16 protein-coding genes are annotated in these 17,079 nt (G+C 71.1%); 3 read left to right on the forward strand and 13 right to left on the reverse strand.

What is annotated here, in order from left to right:
• Nucleotides 1–15 precede the first annotated feature (15 nt).
• Nucleotides 16–975 (reverse strand): lysyl oxidase family protein, encoded by a 960-nt coding sequence (locus IEZ09_RS34470; protein WP_229813224.1) that lies wholly within the window; start codon nucleotides 973–975, stop codon nucleotides 16–18.
• A gap of 111 nt (nucleotides 976–1,086) precedes the next feature.
• Between IEZ09_RS34470 and wecB the strand changes: the two genes are divergently transcribed.
• Entirely contained in the window at nucleotides 1,087–2,226 is a 1,140-nt protein-coding gene (wecB, locus tag IEZ09_RS34475) for a non-hydrolyzing UDP-N-acetylglucosamine 2-epimerase (RefSeq protein ID WP_229813225.1), read from the forward strand.
• On the opposite strand, the gene IEZ09_RS34480 is transcribed toward wecB, so the two are convergent.
• Both IEZ09_RS34480 and IEZ09_RS34485 read right to left on the reverse strand, forming a co-directional pair.
• Nucleotides 2,115–3,395 (reverse strand): FAD-dependent oxidoreductase, encoded by a 1,281-nt coding sequence (locus tag IEZ09_RS34480; protein ID WP_189257994.1) that lies wholly within the window; start codon nucleotides 3,393–3,395, stop codon nucleotides 2,115–2,117. The two genes, wecB and IEZ09_RS34480, sit on opposite strands and share 112 nt — an antisense overlap.
• Nucleotides 3,395–4,228: a glycosyltransferase gene (locus IEZ09_RS34485; protein ID WP_189257995.1), complete on the reverse strand. Its 834-nt coding sequence runs from the start codon at nucleotides 4,226–4,228 to the stop codon at nucleotides 3,395–3,397. Before IEZ09_RS34485 ends, IEZ09_RS34480 begins: the two co-directional genes overlap by 1 nt.
• Before the next feature lie 266 nt (nucleotides 4,229–4,494).
• On the opposite strand from IEZ09_RS34485, the gene IEZ09_RS34490 reads away from it, so the two are divergent.
• Nucleotides 4,495–5,907, forward strand: coding sequence for an exopolysaccharide biosynthesis polyprenyl glycosylphosphotransferase (locus IEZ09_RS34490; protein WP_229813226.1), 1,413 nt, complete (start codon nucleotides 4,495–4,497; stop codon nucleotides 5,905–5,907).
• Nucleotides 5,886–7,271 (forward strand): putative glycoside hydrolase family 15 protein, encoded by a 1,386-nt coding sequence (locus IEZ09_RS34495; RefSeq protein WP_229813227.1) that lies wholly within the window; start codon nucleotides 5,886–5,888, stop codon nucleotides 7,269–7,271. The genes IEZ09_RS34490 and IEZ09_RS34495 overlap by 22 nt, the downstream gene beginning before the upstream one ends.
• On the opposite strand, the gene IEZ09_RS34500 is transcribed toward IEZ09_RS34495, so the two are convergent.
• From IEZ09_RS34500 to IEZ09_RS34540, 10 genes are read right to left on the reverse strand one after another with little or no spacing between them, the layout of a single operon-like run.
• Entirely contained in the window at nucleotides 7,264–8,328 is a 1,065-nt protein-coding gene (locus IEZ09_RS34500) for a glycosyltransferase family 4 protein (protein WP_189257997.1), read from the reverse strand. The genes IEZ09_RS34495 and IEZ09_RS34500 overlap by 8 nt on opposite strands.
• Entirely contained in the window at nucleotides 8,325–9,395 is a 1,071-nt protein-coding gene (locus tag IEZ09_RS34505; protein ID WP_189257998.1) for a glycosyltransferase, read from the reverse strand. The genes IEZ09_RS34500 and IEZ09_RS34505 overlap by 4 nt, the downstream gene beginning before the upstream one ends.
• Entirely contained in the window at nucleotides 9,392–10,798 is a 1,407-nt protein-coding gene (locus IEZ09_RS34510; protein ID WP_229813228.1) for an oligosaccharide flippase family protein, read from the reverse strand. Before IEZ09_RS34510 ends, IEZ09_RS34505 begins: the two co-directional genes overlap by 4 nt.
• The gene (locus IEZ09_RS34515) at nucleotides 10,795–12,033 is read right to left on the reverse strand and encodes a glycosyltransferase family 87 protein (protein WP_189257999.1); all 1,239 of its coding nucleotides are present in this window, start codon (nucleotides 12,031–12,033) and stop codon (nucleotides 10,795–10,797) included. Before IEZ09_RS34515 ends, IEZ09_RS34510 begins: the two co-directional genes overlap by 4 nt.
• Nucleotides 12,030–12,152, reverse strand: coding sequence for a hypothetical protein (locus IEZ09_RS47555; protein ID WP_268247672.1), 123 nt, complete (start codon nucleotides 12,150–12,152; stop codon nucleotides 12,030–12,032). Before IEZ09_RS47555 ends, IEZ09_RS34515 begins: the two co-directional genes overlap by 4 nt.
• Nucleotides 12,149–13,018, reverse strand: coding sequence for a hypothetical protein (locus IEZ09_RS34520; protein ID WP_189258000.1), 870 nt, complete (start codon nucleotides 13,016–13,018; stop codon nucleotides 12,149–12,151). Before IEZ09_RS34520 ends, IEZ09_RS47555 begins: the two co-directional genes overlap by 4 nt.
• Nucleotides 13,015–14,076 carry a glycosyltransferase gene (locus IEZ09_RS34525; RefSeq protein ID WP_189258001.1) on the reverse strand — a complete coding sequence of 354 codons (1,062 nt, stop codon included), beginning with the start codon at nucleotides 14,074–14,076 and terminating at the stop codon, nucleotides 13,015–13,017. The genes IEZ09_RS34520 and IEZ09_RS34525 overlap by 4 nt, the downstream gene beginning before the upstream one ends.
• Nucleotides 14,051–15,214: an O-antigen ligase family protein gene (locus tag IEZ09_RS34530; protein ID WP_189258002.1), complete on the reverse strand. Its 1,164-nt coding sequence runs from the start codon at nucleotides 15,212–15,214 to the stop codon at nucleotides 14,051–14,053. The genes IEZ09_RS34525 and IEZ09_RS34530 overlap by 26 nt, the downstream gene beginning before the upstream one ends.
• Entirely contained in the window at nucleotides 15,211–16,146 is a 936-nt protein-coding gene (locus IEZ09_RS34535) for a polysaccharide deacetylase family protein (protein ID WP_189258003.1), read from the reverse strand. Before IEZ09_RS34535 ends, IEZ09_RS34530 begins: the two co-directional genes overlap by 4 nt.
• On the reverse strand, nucleotides 16,143–16,967 hold the full coding sequence (locus tag IEZ09_RS34540; protein WP_189258004.1) for a DMT family transporter: 825 nt from the start codon (nucleotides 16,965–16,967) through the stop codon (nucleotides 16,143–16,145). Before IEZ09_RS34540 ends, IEZ09_RS34535 begins: the two co-directional genes overlap by 4 nt.
• Between the last annotated feature and the right edge of the window lie 112 nt (nucleotides 16,968–17,079).

Consider the following 17,079-nt stretch of genomic DNA (forward strand, 5'->3'; position numbering starts at 1 on the left):
AGCCGATTCTGACGGCTAACGCGACCCGCGCCAGGGCTCGCCGGCGCAACGGATCTTGCCGGGGCACCCGCGCAGCAGCTTCACCACGGGCGGCCGGGTGATCTTCTCCGGTGCGTGCGTCGCGCCGCCCGGCCATTGCACCTTGATGGCCATGGACGACGCGTTGTTGTCGTAGTTCTTCTCCAGCAGCACGCGGTCGGGGTTCGCGACCGTGACGACGTCGTAGATCCCGGAGGCGACACGGGTGATGTCGAGCCACTGGAACTCCACCCGGTACTTGTAGTCGTCGCCCTTGCCGACGGAGATCCCGAAGAACACGTCCAGCGCTTCCGGGTTGTGGTGCTGGCACTTGTGGCCGTCGAGCTCGTGTGCGAGCGCGCCGGTGTAGCTGTCGCGGTCGCCTGGCCGGTGGGCCAGCGATCCCGCGTCGGCGTTGGTGTAGCGGTCGCCCAGGCAGAAGCCGTTCTTGCGGTCGGTCACGACCGTCTCGCCGGACGGGGTCCGCAGCTGGAAGTACTCGAAGCCCATCAGGTGCCAGTGCTCGTGGGCGGCGGCCGGCTCGTAGTACGACCAGGTGGAGGTGTGGTGCTGCGCCTCGGCGAACGTCATCGGGATCGGTCCGTCCACATCGGACTGAATCGCCTGGCGCACGGCCATGCGCGGCTGGGCGGTGCTGTCGCGGTGGGCGTGCACGAGGAACGGTCCGTCGCCGATGTTGTCCACCGAAGTGGTGAACCTGAGGCGCACCGCCCTGATGTCGCCCTCGTCGACGCAGGGGCCACCCGGCGAGGACGGGTCGGTCACCAGGCAGACGTCCCAGGCCTCGCATTTGCTCGCGTCGCCGTCGTATCCGCCAGGGCAGCCGACGGGAGCCTGCCTCAGGTCGGGCAGCATCGGCGTGGCGGCGTGGGACGACGCGGTGAGTGCGGAAGCGGTGATCGCGGCGATGACCACCGCGACGGGTCTCTTGAACACCGTCACACATTAGTTGCGCTGCAACGGTTTCTCTCACCATCGACACAACGCCTCACCCGATCGACTGACAGGACAACGGAAACAGGCGTGCCGAGAACTAGTGTGCGGCCGGTGAGAAGAGGCTCCATCACCCTGGTGTGCGGCACGAGGCCCGAACTGATCAAGCTCGCTCCGCTCATCCGCCGGTTCGGCGAGGACGCCACCGTCGTCTACACAGGACAGCACTACGACCAGTCGATGTACTCGCGCATCCGCCAGGACATCGCGGAACCGGGCAGCTTCGTCGAGCTGGGCCTCGGCGGCGGGCGCCGGGGCGCGCAGCTGGGCAACGCCGTGGCGGCACTGGACGCGCACTTCGCCGAAGAACCACCCGATGTGGTGATCGTGCAGGGCGACACGACCTCCGCGCTCGCGGGTGCGTTGGCCGCCAACGCGAACGACGTGCCGCTGGTGCACGTCGAGGCGGGCCTGCGCAGCTACGACCGGGCGATGCCGGAGGAGCACAACAGGGTCGCCATCGACCACCTCGCCGACCTCTGCTGCGCCCCGACGCCGATCAACTTCACCAACCTGGTGGCGGAGGGCGTTGCCGCGGACCGGATCACCGTCACCGGCAACACGGTCGTGGAAGCGCTGGAGGAAGCCCTTCCCGGCGCCGACGAGTCGCGGGCGCTGATCGCCGGGCTGGGGCTCGAAGCGGATTCGTACGTGCTCGCCACGATCCACCGGCCGGAGAACGTCGACTGCCGGGAGAACCTCGGCACGATCCTCGGCGAGCTCGCCGGGCTGCCGTTGCCGGTCGTGCTGCCGCTGCACCCGCGCACCGCGAAGCAGGTCGCGGCGTTCGGCCTCGGCCGGTTGCTCGCCGGGCTGCACGTCCTCGAACCCCAGTCGTACAAGGACTTCCTGTCGCTCGCGCGCTGGGCTGCCGTGCTCGTCTCCGACTCCGGTGGCGTGCAGGAGGAGGTCAGCGTCCTCAAACGGCCGGTCGTCGTCGTCCGCCGCAGCACCGAACGGCCCGAGATCGAGGGCACGTTCGGCACGCTCGTGCCGCCGGGCCCCCGAGTGCGGGCCGAGGTGCTCAAGTGGCTCGACGACGTGAGCGGGCACCGCACCCGGCTGGCCGGCATCGCGTCGCCCTACGGCACCGGTTCGCCGTCCGGGCTCATCGAGGCCGCGGTGCGCAGGATGGTCTCCGACACCCGGTTCGCCAGCCCGGCACTGGAGTTCCAGCTCGTCACCGAGGGGTAGACGTGCGCGGTGGTGGCGAGCAGCAGCCGCGTGCCCGCCACCTCCACCGCAGGCTGCTGGGCGAGGTATCCCACCGGGTAGACGGGTTCCACGAACGGCGCGCGGAAGACGTGCACCTCCTCGACATCCGCGCCGGGGTGCAGCAACCGCAGCTGCTCGGTCCACCTGGCGGCGATCGCGTGCTCGTCCTCGGAGAACAGCGCGGAGTCCCGGTCGGTGTAGCGCATGACGTACGCGAGGTGCCGCCCGTCGACCGGCCCGGTGAGCGGTGACATCTCGACGACGCCGTCGAACTCGGTGCCCGACCGCAGCACCGGCGTCCAGTAGTGGCCGGACAACGGCTGACGCAGCACGAACAGCGCGTTCACGACGCCCTGGTACCGCAGGCTCACCTGCGGCAGCAGCGGTGCCAGCTCGGCGTCGGCCACCTGCCGCAACGCGGGCAGCGGCAGCGTGGACACGATCCGGTCGGCCTCGATCGTCTCGCCGTCGAGCTCGATGATTCCGTTGCGCACCACCCGGACCGGAGCGGACGTGCGCACGATCCCGCCGTGCGCCTCGATCGAGGCCCGCAGCGCGTCGATGATCGACTTGTAGCCGCCGCGCGGATAGCCGCGCACGGCGACGTTGCTCTCCCTGCCCAGCCGCTGCCACAGGTACAACGCGGGCACGTCGCCGAACGCCGCACCGAACTTCGACCCGAACAGGGGACCGAAGAGATCACGCCAGACCCGGTCGCCGTACAGGCCGCGCAACCAGTCCTCGGTGCGCAGGTTGTCGAGGTCCTTGCCCTTGCCGAGCCTGCGCAGCAGCACCGACACCGCGCCGAACCTGATGCGGTCGACGACACCCAATGCGGTGAATCGCATCAGGTCCAGGGCCGAGTTGAACGGGTAGTGGCGGCCCTCGACGATCATGCCCATGCTGGTGCGCTCCCAGCGGACGTCGTCGCGCAGCCCGACCTCTCCCAGCAGGGCCAGCAGATCGTCGTCCGTCGGCATCACGCAGTGGTAGAAGCGCTCCAGCCACCTGTCGTGCCACGGGAAGAACGTGCCGAGGCCACCGAGCTGGCCGGTGGCCTCCAGCAACGTCACCGGCGTGCCGGCGCGGGCGAGGCGGTGCGCCACGGCGAGGCCGCAGATGCCGCCGCCGATCACGACCGTGGTCATCACAGCTCCCGGTACGGGGCCGGGGTGAGCCGGTCGCGCGCCAGCAGCCGGACGTACTGCACGATCGTGCGGCGCAGCTTCAGCTTGCTGGGGCCCTGCTTGCGGTCGTAGCGCAGCTCCAGCGGCACCTCGGTGATCACCGGGTGGCAGTGCCGGAGCTTGAGCAGCAGCTCGACCATGCAGGCGAATCCGCGCTCCTCGACGAGCCGCTCGCCCCAGTGCGTGCTGGCGCGGGTCAGCAGGCTCACCCGGTAGGCGCGGAAGCCGCTCGTGAAGTCGTGCACGTCGACCAGCCCGAGCACGCGGCGGAACAGCACGGCGGCACCGCGCGAGAGCATCCGGCGGAACAGCGGGGCGGTCTTGTCGTCACCGCCGTCGACGAACCGGGAGCAGATCACCACGTCGGCCCCGGCGAGGATCTCGTTGCCCAGCTTGGTGATCAGCGCGGGGTCGTGTGTGTCGTCGGCGTCCATGACGACGATGAAGTCGTCCTCCTCGGCGTCGCTCAACGCCGCCTTCAGTCCGGTTTGGACTGCCTGGCCCAGGCCGAGGTTCACCGGGTGGCGCACCAGCCGGACGTCCAGGCCCGCCACGTCGATCGCGTCGACCACGTCAGCGGTCCCGTCCGACGACCCGTCGTCGACGACCCAGGCCGTGACCCGCTCGGTGCGGCTCACCTCGGCGATGCGGCGCAGCAACGACGGCAGCGACGCGGCCTCGTTGTAGGCGGGCAGCACGACGTGCGCCCGGCCGCGCACCGGCGCGGTGACCGTTGTGGCGGGTCTTGGACCGGGTGTCGGCGAGGTGTGGACCTCGCGTCCGGCGACTGACATGGAGCCCCCATTTCATCGGGTCTCAGTGCGGCGGCGAGAATTATTCGCACGCCCGGCCGTAAATTGCGGGCGACCCCTGGCTGACTTTCGCTCGGCGGCGGGGAGCGGAAGGCTGGACTGATTTCGGATGTAATTCGAAAGGGGTACGAGTGTTCCTCGAACGGGTGACGACGGGGCTCGCTGCCGTCATTCTCGGGACATTTTCCTGCAAGATGATCTCGATCGGGTGAATTCGGATGAGACAAAGCGCTGAGGCGGAGTCGAGCGTGGGTCTTCCCCTGGAAGAGTGGTTCGCGGGAGAGCTGACCGCGCCGATGGAGCCGGTTCGTGACGGCACCCGGCCGCGCGGTCTGCTCGGCCGGGTGAACGGGGTGGCGGTGCTGCTCGTCGTGGTCGACGTGGTCGCGTTGGTCGCGACGGCGTCGTCCACCGCGGTGAGCGCGGCCGTGGCGGTGCTGCTTGCGGGCGTGCTGCTCGGCGTCCGCGCGTCCGGGCGGATCTACCGCAGGCGGCTGCAGCTGTCGTGGCTGCACGACCTGCCGCGCTCGCTCGCCACGACGGCGATCGCGTTCGCCGCGGTGAGCGTGCTGCTGCTGGCCGCGGGGTGGCCGCCGGAGGTGTTGCTGCAGCTCAAGGTGGCTGTCGTCAGTTTCACCCTGGTGGGTGAACCGGCCAGACTGGCGGTGTTCGCGTTCGGGCGGTGGTGCCGTCGCCGGTTCGACCGCTGCGACCGGACCATCGTGATCGGCGCGGGCAAGGTCGGCGTGGACCTCGCCGAAGTCATGCTGCGTCACCCCGAGTACGGCCTGCGCCCCGTCGGGTTCATCGACCCCGACCCGCCCGGCGACCGCAAGTTTCCGGTCGCCCTGCTGCGCGACGACCTGGCCACGGCGATCGACCGCCTCGGGGTGGGCACCGTGGTCATCGCGTTCTCGCACGCCGTCGACTCACCGCTGGTCGACGCGGCCGTGACGGCGCACCGGCTCGGCTGCTCGACGCTCGTGGTGCCGAGGATGTTCGAGCTGCACCAGGACGGGCCCGACGTCGAACGGCTGCGCAGCTACCCGTTGCTGAGGCTGAGCACCGCGCCGACCACCAGGCCGACGTGGTGGATCAAGCGCCTGGTCGAGCGGGGGCTCGCACTGGTCGCGCTGGTGCTGCTGGCGCCGGTGATCGGGCTGTGCGCGCTGGCGGTGCTGCTGGAGAGCGGCCGGCCGATCATCTTCAAGCAGGTCCGCGTCGGCATGGACGACCAGAAGTTCGTGATCTACAAGCTGCGCAGCGTCCGGCAGACCGGCGTGGACGACTCGGACGTCCGGTGGTCGGTGGTCGGCGACTCGCGGGTCGGGCCCGTCGGCGCGTTCCTGCGCCGCACCTCGCTCGACGAGCTGCCGCAGCTGTGGAACATCCTGCGCGGTGACATGTGCATTGTCGGGCCGCGGCCGGAAAGGCCGGGTTTCGTTCGCCAGTTCTCCGCGATCCACGAACTATACTGGGCCCGCCATCGAGTACCCACCGGATTGACCGGGCTCGCCCAGGTTCACGGATTGAGAGGGGACACCTCGATCGTGGACAGATCTCGGTACGACAACTACTACATCGCAAATTGGTCGCTGTGGCTGGACGTCAAAATCGTGCTGTTGACGGTGGGTGAGCTGTGTTGCCGAAGGAATCGCTGACAGGTCGTGCACTCGCGCGGTCCCTGGTGGCACTGCTGGTGTTCTCCACGACCGCCTGCACGTTCCTGTCGGTCGACGAGAGAGCCGCGCAGGAGAGCCTCGCTCCGCCGGAACCGTCGATCGTCAGCGGTCCTCCGCCGAAACCGCTCGCGCCGTGCGCGTGGTGGTACGGCATCGGGGCGAAGCCCACGTCGCTCCAGCTCAAGTTCGCCGCGCAGCACTTCAGCCTCGTGGTGCTGAACTCGTGGGAGACGGCGGCCCTCAGGCGGCTGCGTCAGCTGAACCCCAAGGTGAAAGTGCTGGTGTACAAGGACTTCTCCAGCACCCGCAACTACCCCGGCACCGTCGACAACGGCGTCGACGCGAAGTACCTGCCGACCGGGCTCGGGTACGTCGCCACGGAGAAGGCCCATCCCGAGTGGTTCGCCGTCGACACCGCGGACCAGCGGATCGAGTGGAAGGGCTACGAGAAGCACTGGCAGATGACGGTGTGGACCGAGGCCTACCAACGCGCGTGGACGACGGCCGTGGTCGAGGAGGTCGTCCGCGAGGGCTGGGACGGAGTGCTGGCGGACAACGACTTCAGCTCGCTCAGGTTCTACTCGCCTGCAGTGCTCAAGGGCACCGCCGACGTCGAGGCCACCGACCGGCTGCTGCGCGACGGCTTCGACTCGTTCCTCGGCATCGCGGGTGACGAGCTGCAGAAGGCCGGGAAGATGCTGATCCCCAACGTGTCCGAGTCGCACCTGCGGCCGGGCCGGTGGACCGCGCACTCCCGGTACGACGGCGCGATGGAGGAGAACTTCGGGCTGCGCGACGACGGCGGCACCGGCGAGCTGCTCACGTTCCGCGGCAACGAGTGGAAGGAACTGCGCGCCCAGGCCGCGCTCGGCGAGTCGTGGCTGCTGCTGGTCACGCACACCACGAGCTCGCGCGAGGAACGCGTCGGCTACGCCACGGCGGCGCTGCTCGCCGGGCCGTACACGTGCTGGAACGGTGCGGCTCCCGACTACAAGAACCCGGCGTGGTCGCAGTACCAGGAGGCCGGTCTCGGCGAGGCGGTCGAGACGGCGAACCGGTTGTCCAACGGGGTGTGGACCCGCGGCTTCAGCAACGGCTGGGTGGCGGTGAACCCGACCGGCAAACCGGCTCAGGTGACGCCGCCGGCCGGGTTGGTGGACATCAACGGGGTGCCGGTGCCGGGGCCGTTCGAGCTGCCCGGCGCGGACGCCAAGGTGCTCGTCAAGCCGAAGGCTCCCGGCGTCACCACGACTCCGCCGGTCAAGCCGCCGACGGTGCCGACGACCACGACGACGACCACCCCGCCGGTTCCTCCGAAACCGGCGGAGACGCCGGTCAGCTGAGTTCGCGGTAGAGCTCCAGGTGCCGCTGGGCGCAGACCTCGGGACTGAAGCGTTCCTTCGCCCGCTCGGCCAGCAGCCGGCCCGTCCAGGCCGGGTCGGGGTCGGCGAAGAGCGCGCGCAGCTGCTTCGTCAGCGAGGTCGCGTCACCCGGTGAGGCGAGGCGGAGTGCGGTGCCCGGAACGTCGAGCATGTCCGCCACACCGCCGGTGTCCGTTGCCACCACCGGCTTTCCGGCCGTCATCGCCTCGGCGACGACGAGTGGCTGCTGCTCCATTGTGGACGGCAGCACCAGTGCGTCGTGCTTGCGCAGCAGCTCCGGTACGTCCGCGCGGAAGCCGAGGAACTCGACGGGGAGACCTTCCGCGAGCTGTTCGCACCTCGCGCGCAGCGGGCCGTCGCCGACGACGGTGAGCGTCGCGTCCGGGGGCATCGCGCCGGGCAGTGCCTCGAGCAGCGTGGGCAAGCCCTTGCGTTCCACCAGAAGACCGACGAACAGCAGACGGCGCACCGGCGTGGTGGGCGGCTCGGCGGCGCCGAGCGGGACGCAGTTGTCGATGTGGGCGATGCGGTGGGCGGGCACGCGCAACCGTTCGCGGAGGAACTTGCCCATCGCGGGGGAGGGCACCACCGTGCGGTCGACGCGGCGCGCGACGAGGGCGTCCGCGGCGAGCACGGTCATCGTGTAGGTCGACGGCCTCGGTGCCCGTGCGGCGCCGCGGAACCACGGCTCGCTCACGTCGTCCGGCACGCCGTGATACGTGTGCACGACCGGGATGTCGCCGAGCCCGGCGCAGACGAGGCCGCTGCGGCGGTCCTGCGCGTGCACGACATCCGGTTGCCACGCCCGCAAAGCCGCACGGGCCTGCCGGCTGGCGCGCAGATCACCCTTGCGCGGCACGGAGACCTCCTCGTGCTCGACGAGGTGCGCGTCGCGTGCCGGAACGGGACCGAACACCTTGACCTCGGCCTCACCGCTCGCCTGCAGCGCCGCGGCGAGCCGGACGGCGACGTCGACCGGGCCACCCCGGTCCTGGGTCAGCAGGTACGCGACCCTCATCGGGCATCTCCTTCGAGCTTCTCCACCAGCGTGATGATCTGGTCGGTCATCCGGGCGCGGTCGAACAACGTCTCGGCACGCCGGCGTCCGGCACGGCCTTCCCGGTCCGCGAGCGACGGATCGGCGAGCCGCGCCACGAGTGCCTGACCCAGCGCGGCCACGTCTTCCTTCGGCACGACGGCGCCTGCCGACCCCAGGCTCTGCCGCACGCCGTCCACGTCGAACGCGACCACGGAACGCCCGCAGGCCATGGCTTCCAGCGGCACCAAAGCCATGCCCTCCGCGCGTGACGGCAGGACGACGACATCAGCGGCCGCGTAGAAGTCCGCGATGGCGTCGGTGTGACCCCACCACAGGACGGATTCCTGACCCTGCTGCCACTCTGTCCTCATCGGACCGTCGCCGACCAGGACGAGCTGGGCGTCCGGGACGTTCGCGAGCACCTTCGGCCAGGCGGCGAGCAGGAGGTCCTGGCCCTTCTGCGGTGCCAGCCTGCCGACGCACACCACCGTCGGCCGTTCCGGCAATTCGAGCCGTTGCCGTGCGGCGCTTCGGTCCGCCGGGCGCAGTCGCGTGGTGTCGATGCCGTTGCACACGACCTCGGCCGGTGCGGTCACCCCAGCCGCGCGGCCGGACGCGAGTTCGTCGTCGCTCACGCACACCAGCTGATGCGTCCACCGCGAGGCGAACGCTTCCCAGCGCACACAGGCCCGGCGCAGCAGACCGGCGGAGAGGCGGAACGACCACAGGTGCGGCTGGAAGATCGTCGGGATCCGGCCGCGCACCGCCAGCCTGCCGGTCAGGCCTGCCTTCGAGCTGTGCAGGTGCACGACGTCGGGACGCAGTTCGTCCAGCAGCTTGCGCAGCTTTCGCGTTTCTCGCAGGGTGGCGGGTCCCGGTGAGCGGGTCGCCGGCCACGGGTGGGTGTGGATCTGCGCGGGGAGCCAGCCGTGCGGCGGGCACACCACGTGCACGTCCCATCCGGCTGCCTGTTGTGCCAGCGCGAGATCGAGGACCACCTTGGCGACGCCCGCCTCGACCGGCTGCGTCACGTGCACGATCTTCACAGGCTTCCTCGCAGTTCGCGGACGGCTTCGCGGTTGAGCGGCAGCACGACCGCCGCGTAGACGCCGAGCAGCACCAGTCCGGAGAGCACTGCGCCGGCGATCCCGCCGGTCTCCGGTAGCAGTCGGGTGGCGACCGCGCAGCTCGCGCAGGCCGTGAGCAGCCCGGCGGTGGTGCGGCCCAGTTCGCGTGGCGGGAACGCGAGCCCGTGCCGCGTCAGCACCCACCAGGTGAGGGGCACGAGCAGCCAGACGATGACGGCCTGGGCGATCGCCACGGCCAGCACGCCGTGCCGCGTGGTCAGGGCCAGCGCGCTGAGCAGAGCGATCAGATGCGTCACTTCGAGGGCCAGGTACCACCGCGCGTGCCCGGCCGCGCGGATCACCTGGTACCAGGTGTGCAGCAGGCCGAGGCCGAGTCCGTACGCGCACAACGCCATCAGCACCGGCGCCGCCGGTGCCCAGCGCTCGCCGAACAGCACGACGTGGTCCGCGAGCAGCGCGAGGACCGTGAAGAGTCCACCGGTGATCATCAGGGTGGCCTTGGTGAACCGCAGGACGGCACCCGTCACGCTCTGTCCACTTCGGACCAGCTCCGCGCACACCGGGAACATCACGCCGCCCAGCACGACGGCCACGAGGATGTAGGGCGTCCAGGCGATCCGGAAGGCGAGCGAGTACACGCCGACGGCCGACGGGCCGAGCACGTGCCCGATCGTCAGGTAGTCCACGTTGATCAGCAGCGTGGCGACGACGGCACCAGGGCCGACGACCGCCGTCCACCGCAAGGCTTCCTTCGCGGCTTCGCGGTCCCAGCGCGGCCGCACCCGTGCCCCCGCGACGACCGCCAGCACGGGCTGCGCGACGGCCGTGCAGACCAGCCCGGCCGCCACGGCGAGCGGGCCGGAACCGAGAGCTGCCAGGACGATCGTGGCGGTCGCGCCCAGCACCGTCCCGCCCGCGTCCGGCAGCATCCGGCGCCGGAAGTCGAGATCGCGGTGCATCATCGCCATCTGGACGCCGCCGATCGCGGTGAACGGCAGGCTGAGCGCCGCGATCCTGATGAGGGAGGCCGGTGCCCCGAGCGCGGCGCCGAGCGGTTCCGCCGTGAGCAGGAGGACCGCGGTCAGCACCGTGCCGCCACCGATGCTCAACGTCAGCACGGTGCCCGCGAGCCGTCCCGGATCGCGGTTCGTCCGGCTGATCACGTCGTAGACGCCGGCCGACTGCACGACCTGGCCGATGTTGACCAGCGACACCACGAGCGACACCACGCCCAGGCCGTCCTCGGTGAGCAGTGCCGCGAGCACCAGCGTGACCGCGACCTGACAGCCCTTGCTGACGACGTTGACCGCGAAGAGCCACAGCGATCCGCGGACCGCCCGCTCACCGACTCCGTTGGTCACGCGCGTTTCCTGGCCGCGACGACGACCAGCAGCACCCAGGCGACGACGATCGCCACGCCGTCCACCGTCACGTCGACCCGCTGGCCGAACGTCCCGATGATCGCGCTGTTGACGAAGTACAGGTGCGCGAACGGAACCAGCAGCGCCAGCACCGCGACGCCGGCGATCCGCCAGTCGCGTTCTTTCCTGCGTCGCCAGCACACCGCGGCGACGGCGGTCATGGCGGGCACCGCGATCAACACGTCACCCGGCTGGTGCACCATCGCCACGACAGCGCCGACACACGTGATGAGTTCCGCAACCGACCGGCCGTCCTCGTCACCTCGGTCGAGCTTCCTCGCGAGGTAGGCCGTCGCCGCCAGCACGCCGACCAGGGCCGCGAGCTCGGCCGCGGGCGGCAGCCAGTCCGTGACCCGGAAGAACACCGCCGGAAGGTCGACCCGTTGCGCCGTAGGGGAATCCACGGCGCCGTAGCTGGTGCCGCTGGCGTGCGCGAGGTTCGCCGCGATCACGTCGAGGAACGGCCCGACACCTCCGCCCCGGTAGACGAGCAGCCCCACCACGGGCAGGCTCGCGAGCGCCGCGATGACCGTGCCACCGAGCGCGACCCGCCGCGATCCACGGGCGAACAGCAGAATCGCCAGCGGCAGCCCGAACTGCGGCTTGAGCCACGCCACCGCCAGCCCGAGCGCCGCCACCCGCGGATGGCTCGACCGCGCCATCAACGCCGCCGCCGCGCCCACCGCGATCAACGGGTTGACCTGCCCCACGTAGAGCTGAGCCTTGCCCACCTGGCTCGTCACCAGCAGCGTCGCGATCACCACGGTGCCGAGCACGAGCGGGAGCTTCGCCCGCCTGGCCGCCAGCAACCCGAGAACTCCCAGCAGCAGCAACGACGCCAGCGTGAACGCGATCGCGCCGATCCGGTACTCGGGCAACGCGAACGGCAGGTGCAGCACCAGGTGGTACGGCTGGTAGAGGTTGAAGTTCTGCCGCACCGGCCAGTGGTCGAACATCGCGGCCGGGTCGTACGGGTTGCCGCCCGCCAGGAACTCGCGGATGGGGAAGTACAGCGCGTCGCGGAAGTCCTGCAGGCGTTCCTCGGGGAGGTTCGCCTCGGTGGGGGTGGGGACCTCCCACGACGGGCGCAACGCGCGTACCGCGCTGAGCGCACCGACGACCGCGACGGCGATCGTGAGGAGGGTGCGGGTGTTGGGCTTGGTCGTGGTGATCACGTCAGCCTCACCGCCACCAGTCCCGCGGAAGCCGGCGGCACCGCGAGGTCGCCCGGCTCGCCTTCACCGTCGGCGATCGTGAGGAAGGTGCGGGTGTTGGGCCTGGTCGTGGTGATCACGTCAGCACCACCGCCACCAGCACCGCGGACACCGGCAACACCGCGAGAGCCGCCGCCAGGTCACCCGGCTCGCCCTCACCGTCGGCGACCGCGATCACCGCCGTGCCCTCACCGGGCTCACCCGCCTTGTCCGGCAACGACTCCGCGAGCGACTCCGCCTGCGCGGTGAGCCCGTGATCCGCCGGGATCACCCGCACCGGCCGCGCAGCCGCCACGCACAACGCGGTCAGTCGGTCGACCATGCCGGGGTCGTCCTCCCGCACCAGCGCCACCGGGTGCCGCACCCCGGCCGCGGCGACGGCGGCTCGCACCGCCGCCTCCCCGGTGCGAGGCCTGCGCAGAGTCCGCACCGCCGCGGTCGCGATGCCCGCCGCCAGCGCCGCTGCGAGGGCGAGCCCGGCCGCGAGCTTCCAGTCGGGCGCCACCCGCGCGGTGTCCGGGCGTTCGTCGAGCACCCGCAACCGACCGGCGGGAGCGAGGAGGTTCGCGTCTCCCACGGCCTTGGCCACCGCCGTCACGGCGGCGGAAGCCTCGTCCGCCGAGCCCGCTCGCACCGAGAGCCGGGCGAGACCGGACGCCGGAACCAGCTCCACGCCGATGCCAGAGGCGATCTCACGGGCGGTGCTGCCAGAAGCGCGCGCGGCGGCCTCCAGGACGGTCGGGCTGTGCACCAGCTGGACGATCGCCGGCATCGCGAGCGAGGCCACCTCGCCGTACTGGGCCGCGGAGTCGGTCTGCGTGGCGGGCACGGCGAGCACGGCCACCCGGCTCTCGTACTGCTCGCCGCGCAGTGACGTCACCGCCAGCACGAGCACCGCGACGACCAGCGCCACGGCCGTCGCCTCCAGCAGCGTGCGCTTGTTCACCGTCGTTCTCCCGCAATGGTTCGGAGCAGTTCGTCGTAGGACTTCATGAAGGTGTGCGGGTCGTGGTCGCGTTCGACGGCGGCACGGCCGGCGGCACCGGCCACCGCGCACGCCCGCGCGTCGAACAGGAACGAGGCCAGCGCCGCCGCGGTCTCGGCGGGGGAGCGCCGGGGGACCAGCACACCGCCACCGCCGGCCAGTGCCTCGCGCACACCGTCCACATCGGACGCGACGACCGGGCGGCCCGCGGCCAGCGACTCCAGCACCGCGATCGGCATGCCCTCCCAGTCGCTGGTGAGCACCACGACGTCCGCGGCCTCCAGCAGATCGGGAACGTCGCACCTGGTGCCGAGGAAGCGCACCCGGTCGGCCACTTCGAGTTCCTCTGCGCGCCGTTCCAGGTCCGCGCGGAGGCTGCCGTCGCCCGCCAGCAGCAGGACGGCGCCCGCGACCCTCGACCACGCCTCCAGCAGCACGTCGTGCCGCTTCTGGGGTTCGAGGCGGGCAGGGCACAACGCGACCGGCACGTCGGGGCCGATGCCGAGCACGCCGCGGATCGCGGACCGGTCGACCCGCGGGGGTTCGGCGAACACCGCGTTCGGGATCACCTCGACGCCGACACCGAGCGCGCGCAACCGGTCCGCGCTCGCCTCCGCGACGGCCACCACAGCGCGTGACGTGCGGCGCAGAACCCGTGCGGCACCACCGAGATCCGACTCGGAGACGCCGTGGAACACGGTCGCCACCGGACGGCCACCCGCCGCCAGCCGGGCCACGAGGCTCGCGGACACGTTGTGCGCCAACACGACATCAGGCGCAAAACTGCGAACGGCCGACCGCACAGCGGAAACAGCTCGCAGCACGCCGAGAGCCCTGCGGCGCGGCACCGGCACGTAGAACGTCGAGAAGCCCTGCGCCCGCAGGGCCTCCGCGCGGTGCCCGCCCCCGCTCGCGACACCCGACTCCCAGCCGAAATCACCGCCGGACCGCACCATCCCCGCGACGACGGCCTCGGCTCCTCCGGCGCCCATCTCACTGATGACGTGCAACACACGCATCGCGCTCACGCTCCTCACGGCGCAGGTCGGCCGCGATCGCCACCGCGACCAGCGACCAGATCGGCAGGTAGTACTGCTCTGACAGGAAGGTCGACGCGACCAGCGCGGCGATCAGCGATGCCTGGACCGCGAGCATCGACCGGACGGCACCGGCGCGCAGCGCGCGTTCCGCCGACACGAACGCCAGCGCGATCGCGCCGAGGAAGCAGGCGAGGCCGGGCAGGCCGAGCTCCGCGCCGATCTCCAGGTAGATGTTGTGCGCCACCGGTGACTGCTCGTCGATCTCGGCGTTGCGCGAGGCGGCCGCGTACGAGCTGCGGAACCCGCCAGGTCCGACGCCGAGCACCGGGTTGTCGGCCAGCATGCGGGCGGCTGCCTGCCAGCGCAGCTCCCGAGTGTCCACATTGGTCGCGGCGATGTACTTCTTCTCCGCGAGCGCCCTGTCCAGCACCGGGCCCGCGAACACCGCGGCGCCGAGCCCGATGACCGCGAGCCCGCCCACCGTCGCCCCCACCGCGCGCATCGACACCCCGCGCCGCGCCACGAGCCACACGGCGGCGACGGCCAGAGCGAGACCGCCACCGCGGGAGAACGTCGCCGCCGCCCCCGCGGCCAGCACCGCGCCGACCGGCAGGAGGAACTTCCGAAAAGGCAGGGCGATCAGCAACGGCAGTGCCGCCACCAGGAAGAACGCGAGATCGTTGGGGTCCTCCAGCGGGCCGGTCGCTCGTGGCGCGCCTTCGAACACCAGGCTGTACAACGCGCCGACCGCAGCGAACACCGCACCGCCGACCGCCGCCGCGAGCACCGCCCGCACCGGCACCTCGCGGACCACGACGTCGACCAGCACGGCGGTGATCACCAGGAACGGCAGGAAGCGCTGGGCGTAGTCCAGCGTGAACGGATCGCCGGCGTGCACGGCCGCGGACGCCAGCAACACCACGGCGAACACCGCCAGCACCGCGTGCAGCGGATGCGCTGCGGGCAAACGACGTTCGCGCACGCGTTGCACGGCCCACGACACGATCAGCAGCCCCGGCGCCACCTTGGCGAGGTGCGGGTGCACCTCCTGCAGATAGCCCTCCAGCGGAGCCAGCAGGACCGTCGCGCACGCCAGCACGCGCAGCAGCCACGTCATCCGCACAGCTCCGTCCGGCGCTCCCTGAGCAGCCCCGGCAACCGGTCGACGTGCGCACCGGTGCCGACGACGTCGAAGTGCTCGCGCAGCACGGAGAGCACCCAGCCGAGCAACGCGGCCTTCTCCGCGCCCGGCACCGCCATGCCGGGGAAGAACTCCATCCCCGGCGCCTCGGCGCCGCTCAGGACGTCCGTCGGGTGCAGCAGCAACGACGGCGTGGTGCCGGTCAGCAGGCACAGGCGCAGCGCGGCGCGGAAGTATCCGCGCGCGAGCCGCGGCGAGATCTGGTGCAGCTGCAACAGGTACGCGCCGTGGATCGGCACGCGCAGCAACGGCATCGTCGTCACCGGCAGCTCGACCAGACCGGTGCCGTGCCAGCGGAACGGGGTGTTCGGTGCCAGCACCTTGCCGAAGCCGCCGAAGAGGTCCTCCGCGGCGCCTCGCGCGGCGGTGCGGTTGTGGTACGCGCGGGCCAGCGGGCCGATCCACGTCGGCAGGGTGCTCGCGTCGTAGCGGTAGCCGCGCGCCGCCAGGATCTCCAGCAGCGCCGGGGTGACGCTGTAGCCGGGCCCGCGGAAGCCGACGGGCCGCGGGGCACCGGCCGCCACGATCGCGTCCTCGGCCCTGACGAGCTCCGCCTCCAGCTCGGACCGCGAGTACCGGTGCAGCCAGGGCTCGTGGCCCCACGAGTGGTTCGCCACCTCGTGCCCCGCTGCCACGACGTCGTGGACGGCCTGCGCCCCGTCGTCGCGTTCGGCGTCCGCCCCGACCACGAACACCGTTGTGGTGAGCCGGTGTTCGCCGAAGACGTCCAGCAGCCGCGGCACCGCCGTGGCGAGGAAGCTCGGTCTGCTCTCCCAGGCGGGGTCGCCGTGGGTCTTGAGATAGGCCCACAGGTTGTCCAGGTCCAGCGAGACGCTCGCGGGTCTCACCCGGTCACCTCCGCCGTGGTGCGGGTCGGCGAGCCCAGCACCAGCACACCGGCCACGACGAGCGTCATCCCGAACCCGACGGCCCACTCCCAGCCCGGCGTGATCCGGTCGCCCAGCATCCCGATGCCGACGACCGACGTGAGCACCACCGTCGTCGCGTCCATCGCCGCCACCGACGACGTGGCCGTGCCGCGCTGCAACGCCACCGCGAGGCAGGACTGACCCACCAGCGCCGCCACGATCATCAACCACGTCAACGGGTTCAGCAGCATCGCGGGCAACTGCTCGTCCGCGACGGACCGGCCGATGATCGCCACCACCGCGAAGGCCGTTCCGGCGAGCACCGAGACGACGACGGCGTTCGCGCCCTGCGCTGCCCGCGAGCAGAACACGATCACGAGCAACGGCAGCCCCAGGAAGACCAGGCCGGGCACCGTCGGGATGTCCTTCGCCACCGACGTCTCGGACGCGGTGACCAGCAGGACGAGCCCGGCCGCCATCATCACGAGCACGCCGATCTCCAGCGGCCGCACGCGCCACTTCAGCACCAGCAGGCCGAACGCGGTCGCGAGTCCGACGGCGCACGACGACCCCGCCTGCACCAGGTAGAGCGGAAGCTCGGCGCGGGCGAGGAAAGCGAACCCGAAACCACCCACCTGGCCCGCGAACCCGAGCAGATAAAGGCGGTCTTTGGCCAGTCGGGCGAGAAGTCCCAGTCCGGTTCCCGGCCTCCTGTCCGCCCGCTGCGCGGCCACCGTCTGGGCGACGATGCCCAGGCCGTAGAGCGTCGTGGAGATAACGAGCTCAAGGTATCCGGACATGCAGAACCTCCCTCGTCAAGGCCCCGAAGAATACGGAGCCGCGAGGGCGTTCCCCATTAGAGGGATATGTGACAACTCAACGCAAGAATTGCGGTTTATTTATCGCTCGAAA

The organism is Lentzea flava (assembly GCF_014648475.1).
Classification (GTDB): Bacteria; Actinomycetota; Actinomycetes; order Mycobacteriales; family Pseudonocardiaceae; genus Lentzea; species Lentzea flava.